Here is a 23,225-nt window from a genome sequence, read left to right as displayed (position 1 = left end):
GCTTGAGCAAAACCAGACACTTTTGAGGTTGCCACAATGAGTTTGACCGAAGCCCGTTTTCACGACCTGGTGGATGCGACACAACAGGCGCTGGAAGATATTTTCGACGACAGCGGCCTGGACGTGGACCTGGAAAACTCGGCCGGCGTGCTGACCGTCAAGTTTGAAAACGGTACCCAACTGATTTTCAGCCGCCAGGAGCCGCTGCGTCAGCTGTGGTTGGCGGCACGTACCGGTGGTTTTCACTTCGACTATGACGAGGAGGAAAATCGTTGGGCGCACGACACCACCGAGGAGCTGCTGAGCGAAATGCTCGCTCGCCTCACGAAGGAACAGTCCGGCGCTGACCTGGACTTCGACGAGATCTGATCGTGACCCAGCCTGCATCCGTTCGCCCGCCGAAGCCGCTGTTCAGCAATGTCAGCCCGGCGGTGCCGTCACCTTGTATCAGTTTGTGTCGACTGGACGAGCAAAAAGTCTGCCTCGGCTGCTTCCGTCATGTGGAAGACATCCGCGAATGGCGCTCCGCCGACGATGCCCGGCGCCGGGTGATCTGCGCCGAGGCCGAGCAGCGCCGGAGCCACGTCTGAGACCGTCTTGTTTATTTGTGTCGCTGTGGTAGTGTCCGGGTACACCTCAACTCATCGAGGTCCGTGAGAACCCCGCCTTTTTCTGGCGGGGTTTTGCTTTTGTGTGCAGAAAAAAGGAGTCTGCCTGAATCATGACCGCACCTTCCATCATTCTTACCCGTCTTGACGTGCAGCGTCTGGAGCAACTGATCGACCGCGTAGGCGAGGGCTCGCCGGGCGTCGAAGCCCTGCAACGCGAACTCGATCGTGCCGAAGAACTGGTTGGCCACGATGAAGTGCCTGCAAGCGTCGTGACCATGAACTCCAGCGTGCATTGCCGTGAGCAAGGCAGCGGCAAGGACTACCACCTGACCCTGGTTTACCCCAAGGACGCGAATGCCGACGAAGGCAAGATCTCGATCCTGGCCCCAGTGGGCAGTGCGTTGCTCGGCCTGCAAGTAGGCCAGCACATCGATTGGCCGGCGCCGGGTGGCAAGACCCTCAAGCTTGAATTGCTCAGCGTTGAAGGCCAGCCCAAAGACGGCGGCGCATTCTCTCTGTAACAAGAGCCGCTTTAAACTTGTTTCAGTGCTTTGTTGAGTGACAGCTCCAACTCGGCCTTGTAGCGCAGGTACAAGTTGCTCGGGCTTTGCACATCACCGAGTAGTCCGGACAAGTCCAGGTCGGTGATGTAGCAGCGGTAGCGCTCGGGTTCCCGGCGCTGCCCGACGATTTCCTGGGCGACCACTGCAAACAGCTGGTCGCCAAACTCCAGTTCGCAAAATTCCCGCTGATTGCAGTACAGGGTGATGCCTACTTGGCCGGGCGCCGCCTTGCCGATAATTGCCTGCACGTCATAAAACGGCTTATTCGCCGGGTTCTGCGGTGACGGGCGAGGTTCGATGCCGCGTGCGCGATTACTGCCTGATGGCAACAGTTGGTAATACAAGGTTTGCACCTCGGCCAACGGCTGCTGTGTGTCCAGCGGCGAGAGTGCTTCGCGGCGATAGATGATCGACTGCAAGAAGCGCTGCAACGGCGCCAACAGGCTCTGCTCATCATGAAACGGCAAGCGTTGCCGCCAGAGCGCGTTGAATTCATCGAGTACATATAGCTCGGCGAAGCCTTCATTGACCCGGTAGAACACTTGCACGCAATCGGCCAAACCCATCGGTAGCAGCAACGCCAGGTCATGGTCTTCCAAGGCCATGGCGTCCAGGTGCAGCGGGCTGTAGCTGGCCAATTCTTCGCTGAGGTAAGCGATCAGCGCGTCCTGGGTTGGCAGTGACACATGGGTGGCCTGGCCCGGCGTCAGCTCCATCACGTGATAGTGCTGCTGTACCTGCAACAGGTAGCGGTGGTTGGACTGGCCGAGCAGCAGGTTCTGTGCGGTATCGAAGATTTCTTCCACGCGCTGGGCAATGAACTGCGCACGGTTGTGACAGAAACAGCGCACTCGCAGGCGGGGCAAATGGTCCGACGGCAATTGGTTGAGGTAGTCACGCAGGCAGTCGAGCAGCGCGTGAGGGCCGTCGTAGCGGCTCACCATCACCTCGTTCCAACTGTTGCGCGTGACCTGATCCAGGGTCAGCACCAGGTTGTCGCGCACACCGGCATAGCTCAGGGAGTCGGTGCGCTCGGTGGTCATCAGGATATTCAGGTCGCGGTGATGCTTGAGCGGGTCGATGCCGACGTTGACCAGCAACAGCACTTCTTCCGGCACTGCCGAGCGCAACAGACGCTCCTCATCGACGCTGGTCAAGGGCAGGGCGATGGTCTGTTGCAGGCTGCCCAGCAGGTTGAACAGCTCGAATTCGGTCATGTCGCTGACGCCCGGGTGCAGCGCCAGGCGCGTGCTGCTGTCAATCACGCCATTGCGGTGGCACCAGGTGAGCATTTCCAACAGGTCGCGACTGCGCTTGATCGGCGCGAAGTGCTCCCATTCCAGCGCCGTGAGGTTGCCGTTGTACAGGCCCCAATGGTGCTGGCCCGGCTCCTTGCGATTGGGTGATTGCACCAGCGTGAGGGTGTCTTCGGCCAAATCAGGCGCGATGCCGGGGTTGATGAACTCGACCTTGCCGGCCTTGCGTTCGAACGCCGCGTACAAGCGCCGGCCCAGCACATTGAGGTCGCGCTTGTTGATCAGGCTGACGGTCTGCTCGGTGCGGGCGAACTGGGTGAGAAAGCGATAGCTGTAATTGAGCTCATTGACCAGCGCGCGGCGCTCGGAGGCGACCTGGCGCACTTTCCACTGGCTGCGGCTGTCCAGCAGGGCCAGTTGGCGCTGGTCCCAGCCCCATTCGTGGGCCAGGCGCTCCAGCAACAAGCGTTGCCAGCCGCTGGCGCGTTGGCCGGCGCTGAGCTTGCGGTTGACCTTCAGGTACAGCGCACGCCGTACCAGTTCCAGGCGTTCAGGCTCGTTGCGCGCCTTGAGGTATTCCTCAATGCGGCGGTAAACCACGATGTACGGGTCCAACTCGTCCAGGTCCACCTGGTTGGCGAACACGGCACGTTTAAAGCGCAGGCTCAAACAGTGCACGTTCGGGTGTTCGCTGGCGTAAACCTCAGTCAGCAGCAGCTTGAGCACCGATTTGTAGGGCGACTCGATGCCCTTGAACAGCTGCCATAGCCCGGCACCAATGAACTCGCCCGGTGGGATGTTGGCCAGGTGGCCGAGGTCGAGGGTTTCATCGGCGCGGATAAAACGCTTGGAGATCAGCGTGTGGGTGAACTCGGCGTAACGGGTTTCTTCGTACACCGGCACCAGCCACCAGATCGGCGTGCGCCCAGCCAGCCAGATGGCGGTGCGGTAGAACTCATCCAGCAGCAGGTAATGCTGGGTGGTGCCGCAGTCGTCGGAGCTCAGTTGCGTGTCGCGTTCACCCAGTACAAAACGCGTCGGCTCGATCAGGAAAAAGTGCGCCTCGGCCCCCATGGTCAGTGCCCAGGCTTCGAGCAGCTGGCATTTTTTGCGCAGTTCGGCGAGTTCCGCTTCGCCAAGGTCAGGCGCGTGGCACACCCACACGTCCATATCGCTCTGATCGGCCTGGGCCAGGGTGCCGAGGCTGCCCATTAGGAACAAGCCGTGGATCGGCCGGGGCGGGTTGCCATGGCGTTGCTTGTAGGAAAACGAGCGGGTCAGGCGTTGGGCTTCGGCCAGGGCTTGGGCGTCGGGTTCGAAATTCGACAGCCCAGCCGGCGTGCTGCCTGAGACATACCCCGGCAATAGCGGGTGATTGACGTGGAAAAACAGCGGCAACAGGGTCAGCACGCTTTGCTGGCGCGGCGTCAGGCCCTCGACTGCCCGGGCCATGCGGCCTTCATTGAGGCCCATGAACCGCGCACGCAGCTGGGTCAGCACCTTGCGGTCGATGCCTTCGTCCAGGTCGGGGCGGATTTCATGGGTGCGGGTCATGTCGAACTCGGTGGCTCGCAGGGCCCGACGTGGGCGGCCATGTGGGAGTTTACAGACACAAGCGTAGGAGGTTTAGAGGGAAATGGTTTTCGGCGTCAGAATTTTGTGTCGTCCACAGCAACGCCCTCGGAATCCGCAGAGGGCGGACTCCATGGGCGGTATCAGAGGTCAGGCAGCTTCTTTGGTGTTGGCGGTGGTCAGGATGGTCAACAGGGTTTGTGCCTGCTCTGCAGCGTCCCGGCCAAGGCTGGTCAGGTAGCCCCCGTCTGGCTGGTCGATAAGTCCTTTCGCATGGAGGCGCTTGGCCGCGGCGATGGCAGTGGGAGCGGCGGTCTGGTGGACTTTCAGACCTTCCTTGGTGCTGTCCAAGGGGAAGAGTACAAGGATTTCCAGTTCGGCAACCAATTCAGGGGTATACGACATAAGGACTCCAGACGTTCTAAAATTTATTAGAGGCTAGCAGGGCATAAGGTGAACGCACTTTGCCGGGCTGTCCAGTGAGAAAGTCGTGGGTCTTGATATGGCGCAGGTTTGTGGCGAGGAAGCAGGCGTCCCGGCCACAAAGGTGCTCGATTCAGTCGTTTTCCGGAGGCAATTGCGGCAGCGCCCGCAGCGCGGTTTCGTACCATTCGGTATTGAATGCGCGGTCTTCGTCCAGCATCTTGTCGATTTCCACGGCCAGCACGTGAGCCATGAGATGCAGAATCTCTTCGCGCTCGTAACCCACCAGCGTCAGCTTATTCAAGGTGGCTTTGGCGGCAGGTGGATTGTCGCTTTCGATCTGGTTTTCGATGACCTGGGTCAGCGTACTTTCGGTGAACTCTTCTTCGTCGCTGTCGATATCGGTCGGCTCGCTCATGGCAGGCTCCTCAAGGAAAGGGTGTCAGTTTACCCCCATTCAGGCAGGTGATGCTGCTGGTCAGGTGGGGCTGCACGCACTATAACTTCTGCAGCCAACCCCATACCCGGCCTGGAGGCATCGCAATGCTCAAGCTTTACGGATTTTCGGTCAGCAACTACTACAACATGGTCAAACTGGCACTGCTGGAGAAAGGCCTGCCGTTTGAAGAGGTGCCGTTTTACCCGGGCCAGACGCCAGAAGCCCTGGCCGTCAGCCCGCGCGGCAAAGTGCCGGTGCTGGGCGTCAAGCAGGGGTTTATCAACGAAACCAGCGTGATCCTCGAGTACATCGAACACACCCAGGAAGGCCCGTCGCTGCTGTCGGCCGAGCCTTTTCAGCGGGCTCAGGTGCTGGCACTGTGCCGGGAAATCGAGCTGTACATCGAATTGCCTGCCCGTGCGTGTTTCGCCGAGGCGTTCTTCGGGATGCCGGTGCCGGAGGCGGTCAAGGAAAAATCCAAGGCCGAATTGCTGTTAGGGGTCAGCTCTTTAAGCAGGCACGGCAAGTTTGCGCCGTATGTGGCGGGGGAAAATTTTACGATTGCCGATCTGTACTTTATGTACAGCGTGAACCTCGCCTGTGGTGTGGGCGAGAAGCTGTTTGGCGTGGATTTGCTGGCTGAGTTGCCGAAGGCTAAAGCGTTGCTGGAGCGCTTGCATGGCATGCCCAACGCCCAGAAAGTGGCGGCGGACAGGGAGGCGGCGATGCCGGCGTTTATGGCGATGATTGCTGCCAAGAAGTAAATTCTCGGCGCCTTTCAGGACGCTATCGCGGGTAAGCCCGCTCCCACATTCGACTGCATTCCAAAGGTGGAACTCGGTCAATGTGGGAGCTGGCTTGCCTGCGATGCTTTTAGCTTTTAGCGACTGGCGAGCAGTTCCCGGCCGCGCACGACGGCTGCCTTGACCTGCGCCGGCGCAGTGCCGCCGATGTGATTGCGCGCATTCACCGAACCTTCCAGGGTCAGCACGGCAAACACGTCCTGCTCGATCTGGTCGCTGAACTGGCGCAGTTCTTCCAGGCTCATTTCCGCCAGGTCCTTGCCGGTGTCCACGCCGTATTTCACGGCGTGGCCGACGATTTCGTGGCAGTCACGGAACGGCAGGCCGCAGCGTACAAGGTAGTCCGCCAGGTCGGTCGCGGTAGAGAACCCGCGCAAGGCCGCTTCACGCATGATCGCGTGCTTGGGCTTGATCGCCGGGATCATGTCGGCAAACGCACGCAGCGAATCACGCAGGGTGTCGGCGGCGTCGAACAGCGGCTCTTTGTCTTCCTGGTTGTCCTTGTTGTAGGCCAGCGGTTGGCCTTTCATCAAGGTCAGCAGGCCCATCAGCGCGCCGAATACGCGGCCGCTCTTGCCACGTACCAGTTCGGGCACGTCGGGGTTTTTCTTTTGCGGCATGATCGAGCTACCGGTGCAGAAGCGGTCCGGCAGCTCGATAAACTGGAATTGCGCGCTGGTCCACAGCACCAGTTCTTCGGAGAACCGCGACAAGTGCATCATCGCAATGCTGGCGGCGGCGCAGAACTCGATGGCGAAGTCACGGTCGGACACGCCGTCCAGGGAGTTGCCGCCCACAGCGTCAAAACCCAGCAACTGCGCGGTGTACTCGCGGTCGATCGGGTACGTGGTGCCGGCCAATGCGGCACTGCCCAACGGCATGCGGTTGGCGCGCTTGCGGCAATCCACCAGGCGCTCGTAGTCGCGGCTGAGCATTTCGAACCAGGCCAGCAGGTGATGGCCGAAGGTCACAGGCTGCGCAGTTTGCAGGTGGGTGAAACCGGGCATGATCGTGCCGGATTCACGCTCGGCCTGTTCCAGCAGACCTTGTTGCAGGCGGGTGATTTCGGCCAGGATCAGGTCGATTTCATCGCGCAGCCACAGGCGGATATCGGTCGCTACCTGGTCGTTACGGCTGCGACCGGTGTGCAGTTTCTTGCCGGTCACACCGATGCGATCGGTGAGGCGGGCCTCGATGTTCATGTGCACGTCTTCCAGGTCGACGCGCCAGTCGAACGTGCCGGCCTCGATCTCACCGCGAATGGTGGTCAGGCCATCGATGATGCTGTCGCGCTCGGCGTCGGTCAGCACGCCGACCTTGGCCAGCATCGTGGCGTGGGCGATCGAGCCCATGATGTCGTGGCGGTACAGGTGCTGGTCGAAGGTGACGGAGGCGGTGAAGCGCGCGACGAAGGCGTCGACGGGTTCACTGAAGCGGCCGCCCCAGGACTGGTTGGTCTTGTCGGTGCTCATGGATTCGCTCGTGATCTGCTTAAAAGAGGCGTGGAGGTGTGCCGCCGATAATAACAGGGTTGCCTGCGCAGGCGATGCTGCGGGTGGTCGGCATTTTTATTTGTGCGAAGGATGGCTAAGTGCCTTGCCGCCGAACGCATCCGGGAAGAGACTGGAGGGAGGCGTTAATTGAAACGATATTTGACGATTGAGCAATATCGTCTCAGCGAGCGTCTACAGTTGCACTGATAGAGCGTGAATGCACCAAAGTCGGGTGATGCGGTCATATCCCTGACTAGCCATTTAAAAACGGGGGTATTCGGATTGTGTATCAGCAAACCCTACGACGATGCCCGAAGGCAGCAGGTCTTGGGCGCAATTGAACAGGTCCGGGTAAATATGGGTGCCGCTGCCGGGGCACTTTTTGCCGCTCGCACTAGTCTTAGCGTGGATCGCTGTGACGCAAGTCACCGCACCTGTCTACGCTATCCTTGTGCGAGACTCACGCAGGAATCCAGCGCAATATGAATGTCCTGATCGTTGATGACGAACCCCAAGCCCGCGAGCGACTGAGCCGTCTGGTCAGTGAACTCGAGGGTTATACAGTCCTTGAACCGAGTGCCACCAACGGCGAGGAGGCGTTGACGCTGATCGACAGCCTCAAGCCGGATGTGGTCTTGCTCGATATTCGCCTGCCGGGCCTTGATGGCCTGCAAGTGGCCGCCCGCCTCAGCGAGCGAGAATCGCCGCCTGCCGTGGTGTTGTGTGCAGCTCAAGAAGAGTTTTCTGCACAGACGCTCGAAGACAGTGGTGTCAGCTTTGTCGCCAAGCCGGTGACCGCCGAAGCGCTGCTCAAGGCCCTGAAAAAAGCCGAGCGCCCTAACCGCGTGCAACTCGCCGCGCTGACCCAGCCGGCAGCCCAGAGTGGTAATGGGCCGCGCAGCCATATCAGCGCGCGGACGCGCAAAGGTATCGAGCTGATTCCACTGAACCAGGTGGTTTACTTTATTGCCGACCACAAGTACGTGACCCTGCGTCACGAGGACGGCGAAGTCTTGCTCGATGAGCCGCTCAAAGCCCTTGAGGATGAATTCGGCGACCGCTTTGTGCGCATCCACCGCAACGCGCTGGTGGCCCGCGAGCGAATAGAACGCCTGCAGCGCACGCCCCTTGGGCACTTTCAGTTATTCCTGAAAGGGCTTAACGGCGACGCCTTGATCGTCAGCCGACGCCACGTCGCGGGTGTGCGCAAGATGATGCAGCAGCTTTAGCCCAAGGCCTTTGGCGCGGTCTGCATACTTTATCCCGGTGTGATGCGGCCAGGGAGGCCCCGCACTTGCTGATTCAAATCAAAGCGTATTTGCCTGAGCTGTTATTATCTGCCGTATCTATTCAGTACGGATTGATCCATGTCCTCTCGCGAAATCCGCATCGCCACCCGTAAAAGCGCCTTGGCCTTGTGGCAGGCCGAATACGTCAAAGCCCGTCTTGAGCAGGCCCATCCGGGGCTGAAAGTATCCCTGGTGCCCATGGTCAGTCGCGGCGACAAGCTGCTGGACTCGCCATTGTCGAAGATCGGCGGCAAGGGCTTGTTCGTCAAAGAACTGGAAACCGCGCTGCTGGAAAACGAAGCCGACATCGCCGTGCATTCGATGAAAGACGTGCCGATGGACTTCCCCGAAGGCCTGGGCCTGTATTGCATCTGCGAGCGCGAAGACCCGCGCGACGCCTTTGTTTCCAACACCTACGCATCGCTGGAAGAACTGCCCCTGGGCAGCATCGTCGGCACCTCGAGCCTGCGTCGCCAGGCGCAGTTGCTGACCCGGCGCCCGGACCTGCAAATCCGTTTTCTGCGCGGCAACGTCAACACCCGCCTGGCCAAGCTGGATGCCGGTGAATATGACGCGATTATCCTCGCGGCGGCCGGTTTGATTCGCCTGGGTTTCGAAGACCGTATCACCTCGGCCATCAGCGTCGAAGACAGCTTGCCTGCCGGTGGCCAGGGCGCAGTGGGCATCGAGTGCCGCACTGCCGACAGCGAAATTCACGCCCTGCTCAAACCCCTGGATCATCAAGACACCGAAGTCCGTGTGACGGCCGAGCGCGCCCTGAACAAACACCTCAACGGTGGCTGCCAGGTGCCGATCGCCTGCTACGCCGTGCTGGAAGGCGAAAACCTTTGGTTGCGCGGCTTGGTAGGTGACCCGGCAGGTGGCACGCTGCTCACCGCCGAGGTGCGCGGGCCGCAACGCGATGCCACCGCATTGGGTATCCAGGTGGCAGAAGAGCTGCTGGAGAAGGGCGCTGGCGCCATTCTGCAGAAAGTCTACGGCGAGGCCGGCCCGCAGTGACCGACTGGCGTGTGCTGCTGACGCGGCCTGCCGAGGAGTCGTTGGCCCTGGCCGCGACGTTGTCCGACGCCGGTATTTTCAGCAGCAGCCTGCCATTGCTGGGCATCGAAGCCTTGCCGGTAACGGCTGAGCAGCAGGCGGTTTTTCGTGACCTGGGCCGTTATAACGCGGTCATTGTGGTCAGCAAACCGGCTGCGCGACTGGCCTTGCAACTGTTGGATCAGCCCTGGCCGCAGTTGCCGTGGTTCAGCGTCGGCGCGGCCACCGCGCAGGTACTGGCCAACCACGGCCTGACTGTTCACTACCCGCCAAGCGGCGACGACAGCGAGGCCTTGCTTGCATTGCCGGCCTTGCGCGAGGCTATTGCACAGCCAAATGCCCGAGTGCTGATCTTGCGTGGCGAGGGTGGGCGGGGGCTGCTGGCTGAGCGTTTACGCGAGCAAGGTGCTAGTGTCGACTATCTGGAGTTGTATCGTCGTTTCCTTCCGGCTTACGACCCGGGGGCGTTGATGCAACGCATCCAGTTGGAACGCTTGAACGGCGTGGTGGTCAGCAGTGGGCAGGGTTTTTTGCACCTGCAAGCCTTGGCTGGCGAAGATTGGCCTGAGGTAGCGCAGCTGCCGTTGTTCGTGCCCAGCCCGCGGGTCTATGAAATGGCGCGGGCCGCTGGCGCAGAAAAAGTTGTGGATTGTCGCGGCGCGAGTGCCGCGGCTTTGTTAGTGGCGTTGCGCAGCTGTGCCATATAAGGCCGCCGCCCCACTCTCTGATACGCAAAGGACGGATACGTGAGCGAAACAGCCTTGCCTAAAGATGAAGCCCAACCCGCACTTGATGTGCCGGTTGAGTCACCGGTCAGCGCGCCACGCCGTGGCAATGGTCTGGCAATCGTAGCCCTGTTGCTTGGCGCCGCAGGTGTTGCCGCCGGCGGTTGGGGCATCTGGCAGGTCCGCGCCCTGCAAGCCAGCAGCCAGCAACAGCTGGGCCAGGTGCAGACCCTCGATGACCAATCCCAGGCGCTCAAGCAGAGCCAACAACAGCTGGCCGCTCGTTTGGCACAGTTGCCCGCAGCGGATGAGCTGGAGGAGCGTCGCCGTCTGGTCGCCCAGTTGCAGGGTGATCAGCAGCGCTTGAGCCAGCGCTTGGAAACCGTGCTGGGTGCCAGCCGCCAGGACTGGCGGCTGGCCGAGGCCGAGCACCTGATCCGCCTGGCCAGCTTGCGTCTTTCCGCACTTCAAGACATCAACAGTGCTCAGTCGCTAGTCCAGGGCGCCGACGAAATTCTGCGCGAGCAGAGCGACCCAGGTTCCTATGCCGCGCGTGAGCAGTTGGCCAAGAGCCTCGCCGCGCTGCGCAGCACCGAGCAGCCGGACCGCACCGGCCTGTACCTGCAACTGGCGGCACTGCGTGATCAGGTCGTGCAACTGGCGGCCATTGCCCCGCAATACCAGCTCACCGAACCGGCCTCCCAAGGGCGCCCAACCACCGATACGCAAAGCCGCTGGAGTGAATGGTGGGAGCAGATCTCTCGCTACTTCCGCATCGACTTCAACCCTGACGACAACATTCGTCCGTTGCTTGCCGGCCAGGGCCTGAACCAAGTGCGCCTGGCCTTGAGCCTGGCCCTTGAGCAAGCGCAATGGGCCGCGCTCAACGGTGAAACGGCGGTGTACAGCCGCTCCCTGGGTGAGGCGCGCAGCGTGCTGCAAGACAACTTCAACCAGGACAACCCGCAGAGCAAGGCGATGCTGGCGCGGATTGCCGAGCTTGAGCCCAAGGCCGTCTCTGTGGTCACGCCGGACCTGGCTGCAAGCCTGGCCGCCGTGCAGGCCTATCTTGAACGCCGTCATCTGTCTGCCGATGAAGCCAAGGCGTCGGCGGGCACGCCGGCGACCAAGGAGTAGAGCCGATGAAGCGCTTCTATGTGATTTTGGTGCTGGCGATTGCAATCGCCCTGGCACTGGCTGTGGGTATTTCGAAACACACCGGTTACGTGCTGATTACCTACCCGCATCTGCTGCATTACGAGTCGAGCCTGTGGGCCACGCTGGTGGCGGTGTTTGCAGTGGTTCTGGTGATCTACTTGATCCGCGTGCTGCTGAGCTTGCTCACCACCTCCGGTGGCGTGGTCAACCCGTGGTCGCGGCGCAACCGGAGCCGTCGGGTACAGATCGCGATTGAACAGGGCCAGATGGACCTCGCCGAAGGCCGCTGGGCCAGCGCCGAACGCCACCTGCACCGTGCCGCCGAAGCCGAGCGTCAACCGTTGCTCTACTACCTTGGCGCAGCGCGTGCGGCCAATGAGCAGGGCCGCTATGAAGAGGCTGACGCTTTGCTGGAGCGCGCCTTGGAGCGTCAGCCCCAGGCGGAGTTGGCGGTCGCCTTGAGTCATGCGCAATTGCAGATGGACCGCGGCGACACTGAAGGTGCGCTGGTCACCCTGCAAGCGATGCACGAGCGTCATCCGCATAACCCGCAGGTGTTGCGTCAGTTGCAGCGCTTGCATCAGCAGCGGGGCGATTGGCCGTCGGTGATCCGTCTGCTGCCGGAGTTGCGCAAGGACAAGGTGCTTCCCGCCAGCGAATTAGCTGAGCTGGAGCGTCGCGCCTGGGGTGAAAACCTTGGCCTGGCGGCCCAGCGTGAAGAGCAGGGCGAGGCCGGTTTACAGTCTTTGGACCGGGCATGGGAGCAACTGACTTCCGCCCAGCGCCAGGAGCCACAACTGGTGCTGGCTTACGCTGAGCAGCTGCGTCGATTGGGCGCCGATGCCAAGGCCGAGGAGGTACTGCGCGGCGCGATCAAGCGCGGTTACGACAGCCACCTGATCCGGCTTTACGGTTTGCTGCGTGGCGCAGACCCGGCTCGACAACTGAAATTTGCCGAAGGCTGGCTGAAGGACCATCCGGGTGATGCCAGCCTGCTGCTGACCCTGGGTCGCCTGTGTTTGCAAACCAGTTTGTGGGGCAAGGCGCGGGACTACTTGGAAAACAGCCTGCAGGTGCAGCGCAATCCTGAGGCATGCGCTGAGCTGGCGCGTCTGCTTGCCCAATTAGGTGACACGGAGCGTAGCAACCAATTGTTCCAAGAAGGGCTTGGCCTGTTGGACAGCCGTCTGTTGGCCGCACCATTACCCGTTCCTGCACGGGTTTGAAGTAGGAAAGAGGGTGGAGGTTGGCTCAGAAGCGTCTGAGGGCCAGCCCTCCATCACTGTGCAAATGCTGGGTCTAAAGCCCTGCGTAGTAAATTCCTACTGCTGGCGGCTTGAAGTCATCCATGTTCTGACGGCATATCCCCATGCTCTTGCGGAATTGTCTGCTCTAGCGCGTATTGAAAGGGGTCGGGCCTTTCCTCTACCGTAACGACCTATCTCTTGCGGTACGGATAACAATGTCTTTGGCCCCTTCACGCTCCTTGTTTTTCCTGGCGTTCATGGCTGGTGCGCTGACGTTGGGTGCGTCTTTTTATCTTGAGTATGGCGCGCTGCTCCGTCCGTGTTTCCTGTGCCAGATGCAACGCATCTTTCTGGCAACCTTCACGCTGATCAATTTGATGGCTGCGTTCCATAGCCCACGGCGCTCTGCGGCCTACTTTTATGCGATGGGCAGCATGGGGTGTGCATTGCTCGGCGCCATCACTGCCGTACGGCAAGTGCTGCTACAAAATGCCGCGCCGGAGCAGGCCACCGATTGCTGGCCGAGCTTGCAGTACATGATCGAAAACCTGTCGTTATGGCAGGCCCTGCAATTGACGGTCAAAGGCACCGTTGATTGCGTGGAGATCAACTGGACACTGTTTGACTTGAGCCTTCCCGAGTGGAGCCTGTTGTTCTTCGTGGCGATGCTGATCCTGGGCATCATGCAGTTTTCACCGCTGTTATTCGGCCGCCGCTTGGGCCTTGCGACGCAGTAAAAGTAAGTCGCAGTGGGTAGGAAGGGATTAAACACTTGTATGAACTTTCTCTCCTGCGTACCTTGAAGCGATAGTCATGCGGGCATAATCTGGCCCGCACGCATTATCGAAACCGTTTGTCAGATGCGGCTTTGTCCGGCTGCCGCTTTATCCTTGAGTTGCGCGGGCACAGAGCGGCAGCGCCCCCTATAGGGAAGAGAGATCATCATGCTGGAAAGTTGTCAGAATGCTCAGGAACGCTGGGGTGGGGTGCACAAGCTGATCGACAGCTGGTTGAAGGCACGTCACGAACTGGTTCGAGCCTTTGATGCTCTCGGCGCCAAGCCCGAGGCACTGGCTGAGAATCGCGAACCGCTGCAAGACTTTTGCGGTGTATTGGTGGACTACGTGTCTGCCGGCCATTTCGGGGTCTACGAGCAACTGACCAAAGAGGCGGAAGCCTTTGATGATCAGCGCGGTCTGGAATTGGCCGAGACCCTTTACCCACGCATTGATGTCATCACGGAAAAGCTGCTGGCGTTCACCGACCTGTGTGATGCCGGCAAATGTGTTGCGGAAAAATTCAAAGAGCTCGGTGGGTTGCTACATGAGCGTTTCGAACTGGAAGACTGCCTGATCGAAGTGCTGCACAACGCCCACAAGGAAGAGGCGGCCACCCAGGCCTGACCCTTCGCGGCGAGAAAAAAAACGGTGCGCATGGCGCACCGTTTTTTATTGGGTCAGTGGCGGGTACCGAGCAATTCGATCTCGAACACCAGCGGCGTATACGCGGGTATCAACTCACCTGCACCGTCGGCGCCATAGGCTTGCGCCGATGGAATCACCAGGCGCCATTTCGCACCTACCGGCATTTGTTGCAGGGCGCTGCTCCAGCCGCTGATCACGCTGTCCAGGCGAAACCACTGCGGCTGCGTGCTCTTATCGAAGACGGTCCCATCGGGTAACCGACCCACGTATTTCACTTGTACCTCATCACTGGCCAACGGTTTGCTGCCGTTGCCGGGTGTGAGTTCCGTAAGCAGGATGCCATCTGCCAATTCGCGTACGCCGCTTGCGGTTTTTTCCTTGGCTAAAAATTGCTGCTCAGCGGCGAGTGCTTTTTCGCTGCTTGGCACCTCGGCGTCGGCTGCGCTTTGTGCTTCGTGCTGGGCCAGGATCTGCTCGATGCGTGCGTTGTCCAGCGCCAGTGGTTTGCCTTGGTAGGCTTGCTTGAGGCCGTCGACGAGGGCCTGGATCTGCAGGTCGGGGACTTCCTGGCGCAAGCGTTCGCCGAGGCTCGCCCCCAGGCTGTAGGCAAGATCGTGTGGGTCTTGGGCAGTGGTTTTGGGCGGCGATTGCTCACCCGCATTGGCTGCAAAAACCGCCAAGCCAAGCACTAAAAAAAGGTAACGCGACATGAGCATTCTCCCGCCGAAAGTGCGACGGATTATGCCAGTGTGAGTGCGCAAAAAGTGCCGTGGATTTTCGTTATATCGATAAGATTTTTCGCACGGTGCAACGCAAGGCAAACGATACTGTCAACATGCCCTAGCGGCGGTAAGAGCAGAGGGCTAGTATGAGCCGCACCCACGTCAGCCAGGAGGTAAACCATGTCGGCCAAACAGAAGCCTGTAAATACCCCGTTGCATTTGCTCCAACAACTTTCGGGCAGCTTGCTCGAACATCTGGAAAGCGCGTGTTCCCAGGCCTTGGCCGATGCAGAAAAACTGCTCGCCAAACTGGAAAAACAACGCGGTAAAGCGCAAGAAAAGCTGCACAAGTCCCGCACCAAACTGCAAGACGCCGCCACTGCCGGCAAGGCCAAGGCTCAAGCCAAAGCCAAAGGCGCGGTCAAAGAACTTGAGGACCTGCTGGACGCTCTCAAGGATCGCCAAGCTGAAACCCGTACCTACATTTCCCAACTCAAACGCGATGCTCAGGAAAGCTTGAAGCTGGCCCAGGGCGTTGGTCGAGTGAAAGAAGCTGTGGCTAAAGTGCTGGGCGCTCGTACTCCGGCAAAAGCTGTTGCGTCGAAGGCTTCGGCTAAGACTGCGGTCAAGCCAGCGGCTAAAAAAACTGCTGCTGCAAAACCAGCCGCTAAGCCAGCTGCCAAAACCGCTGCTGCAAAACCAGCCGCTAAGCCAGCGCCAAAACGCTGCTGCAAAACCAGCCGCTAAGCCAGCCGCCAAAACTGCTGCTGCGAAACCGGCCGCCAAGCCAGCTGCCAAAGCTGCTGCTGCGAAACCGGCCGCCAAGCCAGCTGCCAAAACTGCTGCTGCAAAACCGGCCGCCAAGCCAGCTGCCAAAACTGCTGCTGCGAAACCAGCTGCCAAGCCAGCTGCTAAAACTGCTGCTGCAAAACCGGCCGCCAAGCCAGTTGCCAAAACTGCTGCTGCGAAACCGGCCGCCAAGTCAGTTGCCAAAACTGCTGCTGCGAAACCAGCCGCCAAGCCAGTAGCCAAAACTGCTGCTGCGAAACCAGCCGCCAAGCCAGCTGCCAAACCTGCTGCTGCGAAGCCAGCCGTTAAGCCGGCTGCCAAACCTGCTGCTGCCAAACCAGCCGCTAAGCCAGCAGTTGCAAAACCAGCTGCAAAGCCAGCAGTTGCAAAAGCAGCCGCAAAACCTGCTGCTGCAAAGCCTGCACCGGCCAAGCCAGCAGCCTCGGCTGCTACCCCGGCTGCTACCCCGGCTGCGTCCACCGCGCCAACCGCATCGGCCAGCAGCACCCCTGCACCGGTAGCGCCAAGCACCACCCCAACCAGCGCTTCCTAAGTGCCGGTGGCCATGGCGCGCAGCGATTGCAGCGCGTCGTGGTCAAGGTTGGCGGCTTCGGTCGCCAAGCCTTCAAGCCATCCTTGGTGATCCTCGCTTTCTCCGATCGGCCATGCTTGCGTTAGCGTCTCCAGCCGCGTCAGCAACTCCCGTTCCGCCTCCTGCTCCAGGGCTTTGACCCGTTCGCGTAACGCCGCCAATGGCTCATCCTGCTGCGCCATGGCTCGCCACTGCACGCGCACCTGTCGTAACGGTTCGACCACTTCTTTCTGCCACGGCCGCGCAATGTCCTGCAGCGCCTGCATGCGTTCGGGCGTCGACGCCACGCCGCGTTGCTCCAGCCACGCGCCACAGAGCAGCAGGCACACATCCGCGCCTTTGGCCTGTAAACGCAGGCAAGCGGCCTCGACGCCCGGGCGGGCGTAAATCGAGAGGGCAAAGCTCCACAGGTCAGCGCACATATTCACACCCAAGCCAGCGGCCAACGAAGCTGGTAGACTCCGCCGCCATTATGATCCGACTTCAAAGCCTAACATTACAGCGTGGCCCGCAACGTCTTCTTGAAGACGCCGAGCTGACCCTGCACGCCGGTCACAAAGCCGGCCTGATCGGTGCCAACGGCGCCGGCAAATCCACGTTGTTCGCTCTGTTGCTGGGTGAGCTGACCCCGGATTCCGGGGACTGCCTGCTGCCGGCCGACTGGCGCATCGCCCATATGCGCCAGGAGATCGACACCCTGGACCGTATCGCGGTCGACTACGTGCTCGATGGCGACCAGCGCCTGCGTCAGGTGCAACACGACCTGGCCGAGGCCGAGAAAGCCCAGGACGGCGCCGCCCAGGCCCGCCTGCACTCGGAACTCGACAGTGCCGACGGCTACACCGCCGACGCCCGCGCCCGCAAGATGCTTGCTGGCCTTGGTTTTACCAACGAGCAGATGGATCGCCCGGTCGCCGACTTCTCCGGTGGCTGGCGCATGCGCCTGAACCTGGCCCAGGCGCTGATGTGCCCCTCGGACTTGTTGCTGCTCGACGAACCGACCAACCACTTGGACCTTGATGCGATCCTGTGGCTGGAAGATTTCCTCAAGAGCTACCCGGGCACTTTGCTGCTGATTTCCCACGACCGGGATTTCCTCGACGCCGTGGTCGACAACATCGCCCACGTCGAACAGAAGAAAATCACCCTGTACCGTGGCGGCTACACTGCGTTCGAACGTGCGCGCGCCGAGCGCCTGGCCCAGCAGCAACAGGCTTTCGAGAAGCAGCAGGCGCAGCGTGCGCACATGGAAAGCTACATCGCCCGGTTCAAGGCCCAGGCCACCAAGGCCCGTCAGGCCCAGAGCCGGATCAAGGCGTTGGAGCGCATGGAAGAGCTGTCGGCGGCCCACGTCGATTCGCCGTTCGACTTTGTCTTCCGCGAGTCGGTGAAAATCTCCAGTCCGTTGCTGGATCTTTCGGATGCACGCCTGGGTTATGGCGACAAAACCATCCTGGAGAAGGTCAAACTTCAGCTTACGCCGGGCGCGCGCATCGGTTTGCTCGGCCCTAACGGTGCGGGCAAGTCGACGCTGATCAAGAACCTGTCGGGTGAATTGCAGCCCCTGGCTGGCCGCCTGACCCGTGGTGAGAACCTGGTGGTGGGCTACTTTGCCCAGCATCAGCTGGACTCCCTCGATGCCAAGGCCAGCCCGCTGCTGCACCTGCAACGCCTGGCGCCGACCGAGCGCGAGCAAACCCTGCGCGACTTCCTCGGCGGCTTCGACTTCCGTGGCGCGCGCATTGATGAGCCGGTGCTGAATTTCTCCGGTGGCGAAAAGGCCCGACTCGCCCTGGCATTGATCGCCTGGGACCGTCCGAACCTGCTGCTGCTTGACGAACCCACTAACCACTTGGACCTGGAAATGCGCCTGGCGCTGACCATGGCCTTGCAGGAGTTCAGTGGTGCGGTGCTGGTGGTCTCTCACGATCGCCACTTGCTCAAGAGCACCACCGACAACTTCCTGCTGGTGGCTGACGGCAAAGTCGAAGAGTTCGACGGTGACCTGGACGACTACGCACGTTGGCTGACGGACTACCGCCTGCGCAACGCGCCGGCCAGCAATACGCCGGTCAACCCGGACAAGACTGACAAGAAAGCCCAGCGCCAGGCTGCCGCCGCACTGCGCCAGCAGTTGGCACCGCACAAGCGCGAAGCCGACAAGCTGGAAGCCGAACTGGGCAAGGTGCACGAGCGCCTGGCCAAGATCGAAGCCAGCCTGGGTGACAGCGCCGTGTACGAGGCGGCGCGCAAGGACGAACTGCGCGACCTGCTCGCCGAACAGGCCAAGCTCAAGGTGCGTGAAGGTCAGTTGGAGGAAACCTGGATGGAAGCCCTCGAACTGCTCGAAAGCCTGCAAGCGGAGCTGGAGGCGCTGTCCTGATGGAAGCGCTGCAATTGCCGTTGCCGACGCAGTGGGTCGAACCTGCCTGGGTCGGCGTGCAAATCCTGCTGATCCTGCTGGCCGGCTACCTTGCCCAACGCTTCGTCGCCAAAGGCCTCACCCGTCTGGGTGAGCGTTATCCGTTCCCGCCGCAACTGCTGATGCCGCTGCGCGGAGGCTTGCGCTGGCTGATCATGGGCAGCGCGCTGATCTTCGTGCTGGGCCGCCTCGGTGTGTCCGCCACGGTGTTGTGGACGGCGCTGTCGGGGTTTGTCGCGGTGGCTGCCGTGGCGTTCTTCGCCATGTGGTCGGTGCTGTCCAACCTGTTGTGCGCGATCTTGATCTTTACTGTCGGGCCGTTCCGCCTCGGTGACATCGTCGAGCTGGTGGATACCGTCGACAAGCCGGGCGTCAAAGGCCGGGTCGTTGCGATCAATCTGCTCTACACCACGCTGATCGAAGTCGAAGAAGCGGGCACCGACAGCGCAATGGTGCAAGTGCCCAACAGCCTGTTCTTCCAGCGCTCGGTGCGGCGCTGGCCTGGCACTCATGTGTTTCCGGGCGACCGCTAGCAGCCAGCCCCATCAAAAATAGATAGCCAGCCTTTGGTCGGCGGAGTTAGCTTTAGGTACAACCGCTAACTCTCTCCCTGAGGTGTGTAATGGCACTCGACACATGGCTGGCCTTTTTCGTGGCCAGTTGGATCATTTCCCTTTCCCCTGGCGCCGGTGCCATCGCTTCGATGTCAAGCGGCCTGCAATACGGTTTCCTGCGCGGTTACTGGAATGCCATTGGCCTGCAATTGGGCCTGGCGATGCAGATTGCCGTGGTCGCGGGCGGCCTGGGTGCCATTCTGGCGGCGTCTTCCACCGCGTTTTATGCGATCAAATGGTTTGGCGTGGGCTACTTGGTGTACCTGGCGATCAAGCAATGGCGAGCCTTGCCCATGGACATGAGCGAGGACGCGGCGATTCGCCCAATCGGCAAGCCAATGGCGATGATGTTCCGTGGGTTCCTGGTCAACGCCAGCAACCCCAAGGCCCTGGTGTTCATGCTGGCGGTGCTGCCGCAATTCGTGAACCCGCAGGCGCCGCTGCTGATCCAGTACCTGATCCTGGGCGCGACCATGATCAGCGTCGATATGATCGTGATGGCAGGCTATACGGGGCTGGCGTCGAAGGTCTTGCGCATGTTGCGCACGCCTAAGCAGCAAAAGCGCATGAACCGCACGTTTGCCGGGTTGTTTGTTGGCGCTGCTGGCTTTCTCGCCAGCTTGCATCGCGCAACGGCGTAACTGACGAAACCAGATTAAAAATGTGGGAGCTGGCTTGCTTGCGATAGCAGCACCTTGGTGTAACTGATACACCAAGGTGTCTGCATCGCAGTCAAGCCAGCTCCCACATTTGATTTGTGTTGCTTGTGAAGTCGCGGCTCAGCGCAGAATCTTCGGCGCCTCATCCCTTGGCAGGTTATTGCGCAGCGCAGGCTTGCCCGGGTCTTGATACCCGCCGCCCAATTGCTCCGCCAACTGCCGTGCCACATCCTCACCCAAGGCTTTCGACACTTCCTTCACCACGCGCGGCCGGTTCAAGCTCACGCGAACATCGCGGCTGTTCACCAGCTTCGTGTCCTGGCCTTCACCCATGGCGGTAAACGCCGAGGTGATCTCAAAGGTGCGCGTGTTGATCAGGCTAAAATCCGCCACCAGCGTCAGGCCGAGCACGGCCGAATAGCTATTGGTGTGGTCCAGGGCGTTGATGTCCTGGGTGAAGTCGATGTCTGACAGGGTGCCGAACAACACGTAGTCCGCGCCCTTGAAGTTGCCGGCCTTGATGCGCTTGATCACGTCATACACGTCACCCTTGGCATCGGCGGTGTAAGGCGTGCCCTGCACCAGCTGGAACTGGCGCGACTTGAGAATCTCGCCCTTGATATCACCGCTGAATTTACGCAGCTCGGTCTGTTCGATGTAGCTGGTGCGGCTTTCGTACTCGCTGTAGCTCGACGCACCGCTGGCGTTATACGCGCTGGCTTGGAAGTTATTGCTGGCCGAAACCGCGTGGATGTATTCCTCGACCCGCGCCTCGTAGGCAAGGTCGGTCACCGCGATCTTCGGGGCGGCCGAGGCGCCAAAGGCGCACAGCAGGCCGATCATGCCGATCCATGCACGCATTGCTTAGCGCTCCGTGGTTTTGCGGATTTCTTTTTCGTCCATCCATTCGGCCAGGCCGCTCTCGACGTCGATCAGTTGCAGGCTGAACTTGTAGAACACGTCCTTGTAGTCCGAGCTGCGTTTGACGATGGAGCTGATGGAGCCTTCCAGGCGGTACTTGGCGGCGACCATGTTGCCGGTCTTGCTGACCGTGGATTTCTTGTACAAGCCGCTCTGGTTCTGCAACTTGAGCTGGTCGACCTGGCTTTGCATGTCGGTGTTATCGCTGGCGAAGCGGGCGGTGCCGGTCTTCATCAATTGGGTCTTGATCGACGTGGTGATCTCGCGGGTGTCGATGTACTCGCTGGTCTTGTTCTTCACGTCATACACCTGCACCACCGGGCGGCCTTGCAGGATGCCGGACTGAGCCAGGGAGCGGGTCATGCTTTCGGCGATCATCTGCAGGTCGGTGGAACCGAACTCGTTGGTCACCAGTTCCACAGCCTTGGTGTCGCCGTAGCTGATGTTCTTGCCGCCGAGTACCGGCGAGGTGTTGGAGCAACCGCTGGCCAGAAGGGCGACGACGGCGATGATCGAGAAGCGTGCAAACATGGGGAAATCTCTCTGAATTCTGATAGAGCAGCGGCTCAAGGGGTTTTCACTTCAAGACGGAAGTCCGCGGCCTGGGGCAGGTTAGCGATGGCCGGCAGGAAGGTTGCCTGGTTGGCGTACAGGTTCAGCACTTTCCAGGTTTCTTCATCGCCTACCGGGAAGCCATCGGCACCCAGCCAGGCGAAGCGGTAGTACATCATCTGGTTGCTGCTGGTGATGTTGCTCAACTGCACCTTGGCGGTGAGGAAGCCGTTTTCACGGGCCACACGAATGGCGCCGACGGCGATGCCCTTGAATTTGCCCATCACCACGATTTTGCTGGCGGCGCTGCCAGGCTCCGGCGGCGGCGGGGTGGCGCAGCCGGCGAGCAGGACCAGCGCCAGGGCGCCGAGGATGAAATGACGCATAGCGTGCTCCTTAAGGTTGTTTGAGGGCGATGGCTTGAGTGGAAGTGCTCGGCACTACACGGGCCGCGAGGCCGCCGGCGAATACTTGGTTGCCGACCACGCGCAGGGTGATCACTTGGTAGCGCTGATCGGCCTTGACCGTCACCAGCGTGCCGCCCAGGGCGTTGGGCAGGCTGACCTGATGGTCACCGTGCTTGAGGCGCAGGCGCGTCACTTGGGTCATGTCCGGCAGCGTGCGCCAGGTGCGGGTGTCGGCCCCTTCGGTCACGGCCGAGGCGATGCCCAGTACCAGACCTGCCATGGGGTTGGCCTTGTTCAGGTTGTTTTGCGCAATGCCACGGCTGACCGCACGCACGGTGGTGCGCAGGATGATCCCCGGCATGTCGTCACGCAGGGCGCGGCGCGACATGGCGGTGGTGCTGTTGAGTGCGGTGAGGTTCTGTTGCTTGCCGTCGACGCCGATCTGGGCAAAGGTCGCCGTGGAGTTGTCAGCCTTGATCACCGGGAACGACAGCGGCGTGATCACCAGGCGGCCGTCGATCGGGATCGGCAGTGGCAGGCGAATCGAGTCGCGCGCCGGTGCCAGGCCGCTCTGGACCACAATCAGCACGTCGGTCTCGTCGGCACCGACCTTGGATTTGTCCAGGTTCAGCAACGCTTGCTCCAGCAGCGGCGTATTGGGGCGCAGCTCGGCGGCCTTGCGATAGCCGGGCGCCGCCAGGTCTCTTTCGCCCAGGGCTTCGTAGACAAAGCCCGCCAGGTAATGGCTGAACGCACTCTGGTAGCTGTTTTTCAGGCCGACCACTTCCGGCGCATCCAGTGCTTCTATCGGGTAGCCGCGCAGGTCTTTGATCTGGGTAGTGACGCCCTGGCGCTCGGCTTCGTTTTCGCGCTTGAGGTATTCCTTATCGCGCAAGTCGGCGATGACCGCTTCGCGCTCGTGGGTCTTCTTGATCTCGGTGCGGGCACCATCGAAGTCGTTCAAAGCCAGCAGGTTCAAGGCCATCTGGGTGGTCAGCATGACTTTTTCGTAGTCATAACCCTCGTAGCGACGCACTTTGTCGTTGACCATGAAGCTGCCGAACTGGGCGAGGTACTTCTCGCTGTCGAACTTGACCGACTCTTCCCACTTGTAGACTTGCAGGTCGGCGCTGCGCCAGGCGGTCTGGCTTCCGGTGAGGTCGCCTTTGGCCCGTAACAGCTCGCCCTTTTCAAAGAAATAGAGCAGGTCCTTGTCTTCGCCGGTGTTGTTCTTTTCCAACAGGGTCAGGGCGCCGTCGACATTGCCGGTGGCCAGCTGTTGGTTGGTGGCTTGCAGCTCGGTGTCGTAGCTGCGAAACATCGTACAACCGGATAACAAGGTAACCGCCGCGAGTGCGAGTGGGGTCAAGGCGCGAAATGCCATGTAAACGTCTTCCCTGAAAGTCATCAGCCGATGTGCTAGTTCCTCATAAGAACGAGGAAATAAATTCCCTTTCGCAATAACAGGGCGCGGCATTATAGGCG

At 60.7% G+C, this 23,225-nt stretch carries 24 protein-coding genes and 1 pseudogene; 15 read left to right on the top strand and 10 right to left on the bottom strand.

All coding sequences use genetic code 11. The annotated features are described in order from the left end of the window. The first annotated feature begins 36 nt into the window (after positions 1 to 36). From cyaY to rnk, 3 genes are all read left to right on the top strand, one after another. Positions 37 to 369, top strand: a complete 333-nt coding sequence (gene cyaY / locus GJU48_RS23875; protein ID WP_094948747.1) for an iron donor protein CyaY — start codon at positions 37 to 39, stop codon at positions 367 to 369. A 2-nt stretch (positions 370 to 371) separates the two neighbouring features. Further along, on the top strand, positions 372 to 590 hold the full coding sequence (locus GJU48_RS23870) for a DUF1289 domain-containing protein (protein WP_094948748.1): 219 nt from the start codon (positions 372 to 374) through the stop codon (positions 588 to 590). A gap of 131 nt (positions 591 to 721) precedes the next feature. After that, positions 722 to 1,132, top strand: a complete 411-nt coding sequence (rnk, locus tag GJU48_RS23865; RefSeq protein ID WP_094948749.1) for a nucleoside diphosphate kinase regulator — start codon at positions 722 to 724, stop codon at positions 1,130 to 1,132. A gap of 11 nt (positions 1,133 to 1,143) precedes the next feature. Here the strand turns inward: rnk and GJU48_RS23860 are convergent, their stop codons facing one another. From GJU48_RS23860 to GJU48_RS23850, 3 genes are all read right to left on the bottom strand, one after another. After that, complete coding sequence (locus GJU48_RS23860) at positions 1,144 to 3,984, bottom strand: class I adenylate cyclase (protein WP_094948750.1); 2,841 nt, start codon at positions 3,982 to 3,984, stop codon at positions 1,144 to 1,146. A 168-nt stretch (positions 3,985 to 4,152) separates the two neighbouring features. Next, positions 4,153 to 4,407: a TIGR02647 family protein gene (locus tag GJU48_RS23855; protein ID WP_014720451.1), complete on the bottom strand. Its 255-nt coding sequence runs from the start codon at positions 4,405 to 4,407 to the stop codon at positions 4,153 to 4,155. A gap of 151 nt (positions 4,408 to 4,558) precedes the next feature. After that, a complete protein-coding gene (locus GJU48_RS23850; RefSeq protein ID WP_094948751.1) occupies positions 4,559 to 4,843 on the bottom strand; it encodes a hypothetical protein in 285 nt (94 codons plus the stop codon). Between the two features lie 125 nt (positions 4,844 to 4,968). Between GJU48_RS23850 and GJU48_RS23845 the strand changes: the two genes are divergently transcribed. Further along, entirely contained in the window at positions 4,969 to 5,628 is a 660-nt protein-coding gene (locus GJU48_RS23845; RefSeq protein WP_094948752.1) for a glutathione S-transferase family protein, read from the top strand. 116 nt (positions 5,629 to 5,744) lie between these two features. Here the strand turns inward: GJU48_RS23845 and argH are convergent, their stop codons facing one another. Beyond that, complete coding sequence (gene argH / locus GJU48_RS23840; RefSeq protein WP_094948753.1) at positions 5,745 to 7,139, bottom strand: argininosuccinate lyase; 1,395 nt, start codon at positions 7,137 to 7,139, stop codon at positions 5,745 to 5,747. Positions 7,140 to 7,642: 503 nt separating this feature from the next. Here argH and GJU48_RS23835 point away from each other — a divergent pair. The 7 genes from GJU48_RS23835 (at position 7,643) to rsd (ending at position 14,041) form a co-directional block, all read left to right on the top strand. After that, positions 7,643 to 8,389 carry a LytR/AlgR family response regulator transcription factor gene (locus GJU48_RS23835; protein ID WP_094948754.1) on the top strand — a complete coding sequence of 249 codons (747 nt, stop codon included), beginning with the start codon at positions 7,643 to 7,645 and terminating at the stop codon, positions 8,387 to 8,389. Between the two features lie 138 nt (positions 8,390 to 8,527). Continuing rightward, on the top strand, positions 8,528 to 9,469 hold the full coding sequence (gene hemC, locus GJU48_RS23830; RefSeq protein ID WP_094948755.1) for a hydroxymethylbilane synthase: 942 nt from the start codon (positions 8,528 to 8,530) through the stop codon (positions 9,467 to 9,469). Further along, positions 9,466 to 10,215, top strand: a complete 750-nt coding sequence (locus GJU48_RS25430; RefSeq protein WP_094948756.1) for a uroporphyrinogen-III synthase — start codon at positions 9,466 to 9,468, stop codon at positions 10,213 to 10,215. Before hemC ends, GJU48_RS25430 begins: the two co-directional genes overlap by 4 nt. Positions 10,216 to 10,254: 39 nt before the next feature. Further along, positions 10,255 to 11,370 carry a uroporphyrinogen-III C-methyltransferase gene (locus tag GJU48_RS25425; RefSeq protein ID WP_094948757.1) on the top strand — a complete coding sequence of 372 codons (1,116 nt, stop codon included), beginning with the start codon at positions 10,255 to 10,257 and terminating at the stop codon, positions 11,368 to 11,370. Between the two features lie 5 nt (positions 11,371 to 11,375). Further along, on the top strand, positions 11,376 to 12,617 hold the full coding sequence (locus GJU48_RS23820; RefSeq protein ID WP_094948758.1) for a heme biosynthesis protein HemY: 1,242 nt from the start codon (positions 11,376 to 11,378) through the stop codon (positions 12,615 to 12,617). Positions 12,618 to 12,853: 236 nt separating this feature from the next. Then, on the top strand, positions 12,854 to 13,375 hold the full coding sequence (locus tag GJU48_RS23815) for a disulfide bond formation protein B (RefSeq protein WP_094948759.1): 522 nt from the start codon (positions 12,854 to 12,856) through the stop codon (positions 13,373 to 13,375). Between the two features lie 207 nt (positions 13,376 to 13,582). Then, positions 13,583 to 14,041 (top strand): sigma D regulator, encoded by a 459-nt coding sequence (gene rsd / locus GJU48_RS23810; RefSeq protein WP_094948760.1) that lies wholly within the window; start codon positions 13,583 to 13,585, stop codon positions 14,039 to 14,041. A 53-nt stretch (positions 14,042 to 14,094) separates the two neighbouring features. Here rsd and GJU48_RS23805 read toward each other — a convergent pair whose 3' ends face one another. After that, positions 14,095 to 14,772 carry an FKBP-type peptidyl-prolyl cis-trans isomerase gene (locus GJU48_RS23805; protein WP_094948761.1) on the bottom strand — a complete coding sequence of 226 codons (678 nt, stop codon included), beginning with the start codon at positions 14,770 to 14,772 and terminating at the stop codon, positions 14,095 to 14,097. 192 nt (positions 14,773 to 14,964) lie between these two features. On the opposite strand from GJU48_RS23805, the pseudogene GJU48_RS25820 reads away from it, so the two are divergent. Continuing rightward, a pseudogene (locus tag GJU48_RS25820) lies at positions 14,965 to 16,126 on the top strand (AlgP family protein). On the opposite strand, the gene GJU48_RS23795 reads toward GJU48_RS25820, so the two are convergent. Next, positions 16,123 to 16,587 (bottom strand): TIGR02444 family protein, encoded by a 465-nt coding sequence (locus GJU48_RS23795; protein ID WP_094948763.1) that lies wholly within the window; start codon positions 16,585 to 16,587, stop codon positions 16,123 to 16,125. The pseudogene GJU48_RS25820 and the gene GJU48_RS23795 sit on opposite strands and share 4 nt — an antisense overlap. Positions 16,588 to 16,637: 50 nt before the next feature. Here GJU48_RS23795 and GJU48_RS23790 point away from each other — a divergent pair, with 50 nt between their 5' ends. The 3 genes from GJU48_RS23790 to GJU48_RS23780 all read left to right on the top strand — a co-directional run bounded on the left by GJU48_RS23790 (position 16,638) and on the right by GJU48_RS23780 (position 19,842). Further along, positions 16,638 to 18,548, top strand: coding sequence for an ATP-binding cassette domain-containing protein (locus GJU48_RS23790; RefSeq protein ID WP_094948764.1), 1,911 nt, complete (start codon positions 16,638 to 16,640; stop codon positions 18,546 to 18,548). Then, positions 18,548 to 19,120, top strand: a complete 573-nt coding sequence (locus GJU48_RS23785; protein ID WP_094948765.1) for a mechanosensitive ion channel family protein — start codon at positions 18,548 to 18,550, stop codon at positions 19,118 to 19,120. The genes GJU48_RS23790 and GJU48_RS23785 overlap by 1 nt, the downstream gene beginning before the upstream one ends. A gap of 89 nt (positions 19,121 to 19,209) precedes the next feature. Further along, positions 19,210 to 19,842 carry a LysE family transporter gene (locus GJU48_RS23780; protein WP_094948766.1) on the top strand — a complete coding sequence of 211 codons (633 nt, stop codon included), beginning with the start codon at positions 19,210 to 19,212 and terminating at the stop codon, positions 19,840 to 19,842. A gap of 138 nt (positions 19,843 to 19,980) precedes the next feature. On the opposite strand, the gene GJU48_RS23775 is transcribed toward GJU48_RS23780, so the two are convergent. Genes GJU48_RS23775 through GJU48_RS23760 form a run of 4 tightly spaced genes read right to left on the bottom strand, consistent with a single transcriptional unit; the run spans position 19,981 to position 23,124 of the window. Next, entirely contained in the window at positions 19,981 to 20,721 is a 741-nt protein-coding gene (locus tag GJU48_RS23775) for a penicillin-binding protein activator LpoB (protein ID WP_094948767.1), read from the bottom strand. A gap of 3 nt (positions 20,722 to 20,724) precedes the next feature. Next, positions 20,725 to 21,312 (bottom strand): penicillin-binding protein activator LpoB, encoded by a 588-nt coding sequence (gene lpoB, locus GJU48_RS23770; protein ID WP_094948768.1) that lies wholly within the window; start codon positions 21,310 to 21,312, stop codon positions 20,725 to 20,727. A gap of 35 nt (positions 21,313 to 21,347) precedes the next feature. Next, a complete protein-coding gene (locus tag GJU48_RS23765) occupies positions 21,348 to 21,719 on the bottom strand; it encodes a YcfL family protein (RefSeq protein ID WP_008439304.1) in 372 nt (123 codons plus the stop codon). 10 nt (positions 21,720 to 21,729) lie between these two features. Further along, positions 21,730 to 23,124, bottom strand: a complete 1,395-nt coding sequence (locus tag GJU48_RS23760; RefSeq protein ID WP_094948769.1) for a COG3014 family protein — start codon at positions 23,122 to 23,124, stop codon at positions 21,730 to 21,732. Positions 23,125 to 23,225: the final 101 nt, after the last annotated feature.

It is taken from the genome of Pseudomonas sp. IB20, from assembly GCF_009707325.1.
Classification (GTDB): Bacteria; Pseudomonadota; Gammaproteobacteria; order Pseudomonadales; family Pseudomonadaceae; genus Aquipseudomonas.
This window is presented reverse-complemented; position numbering and strand designations above follow the sequence as displayed.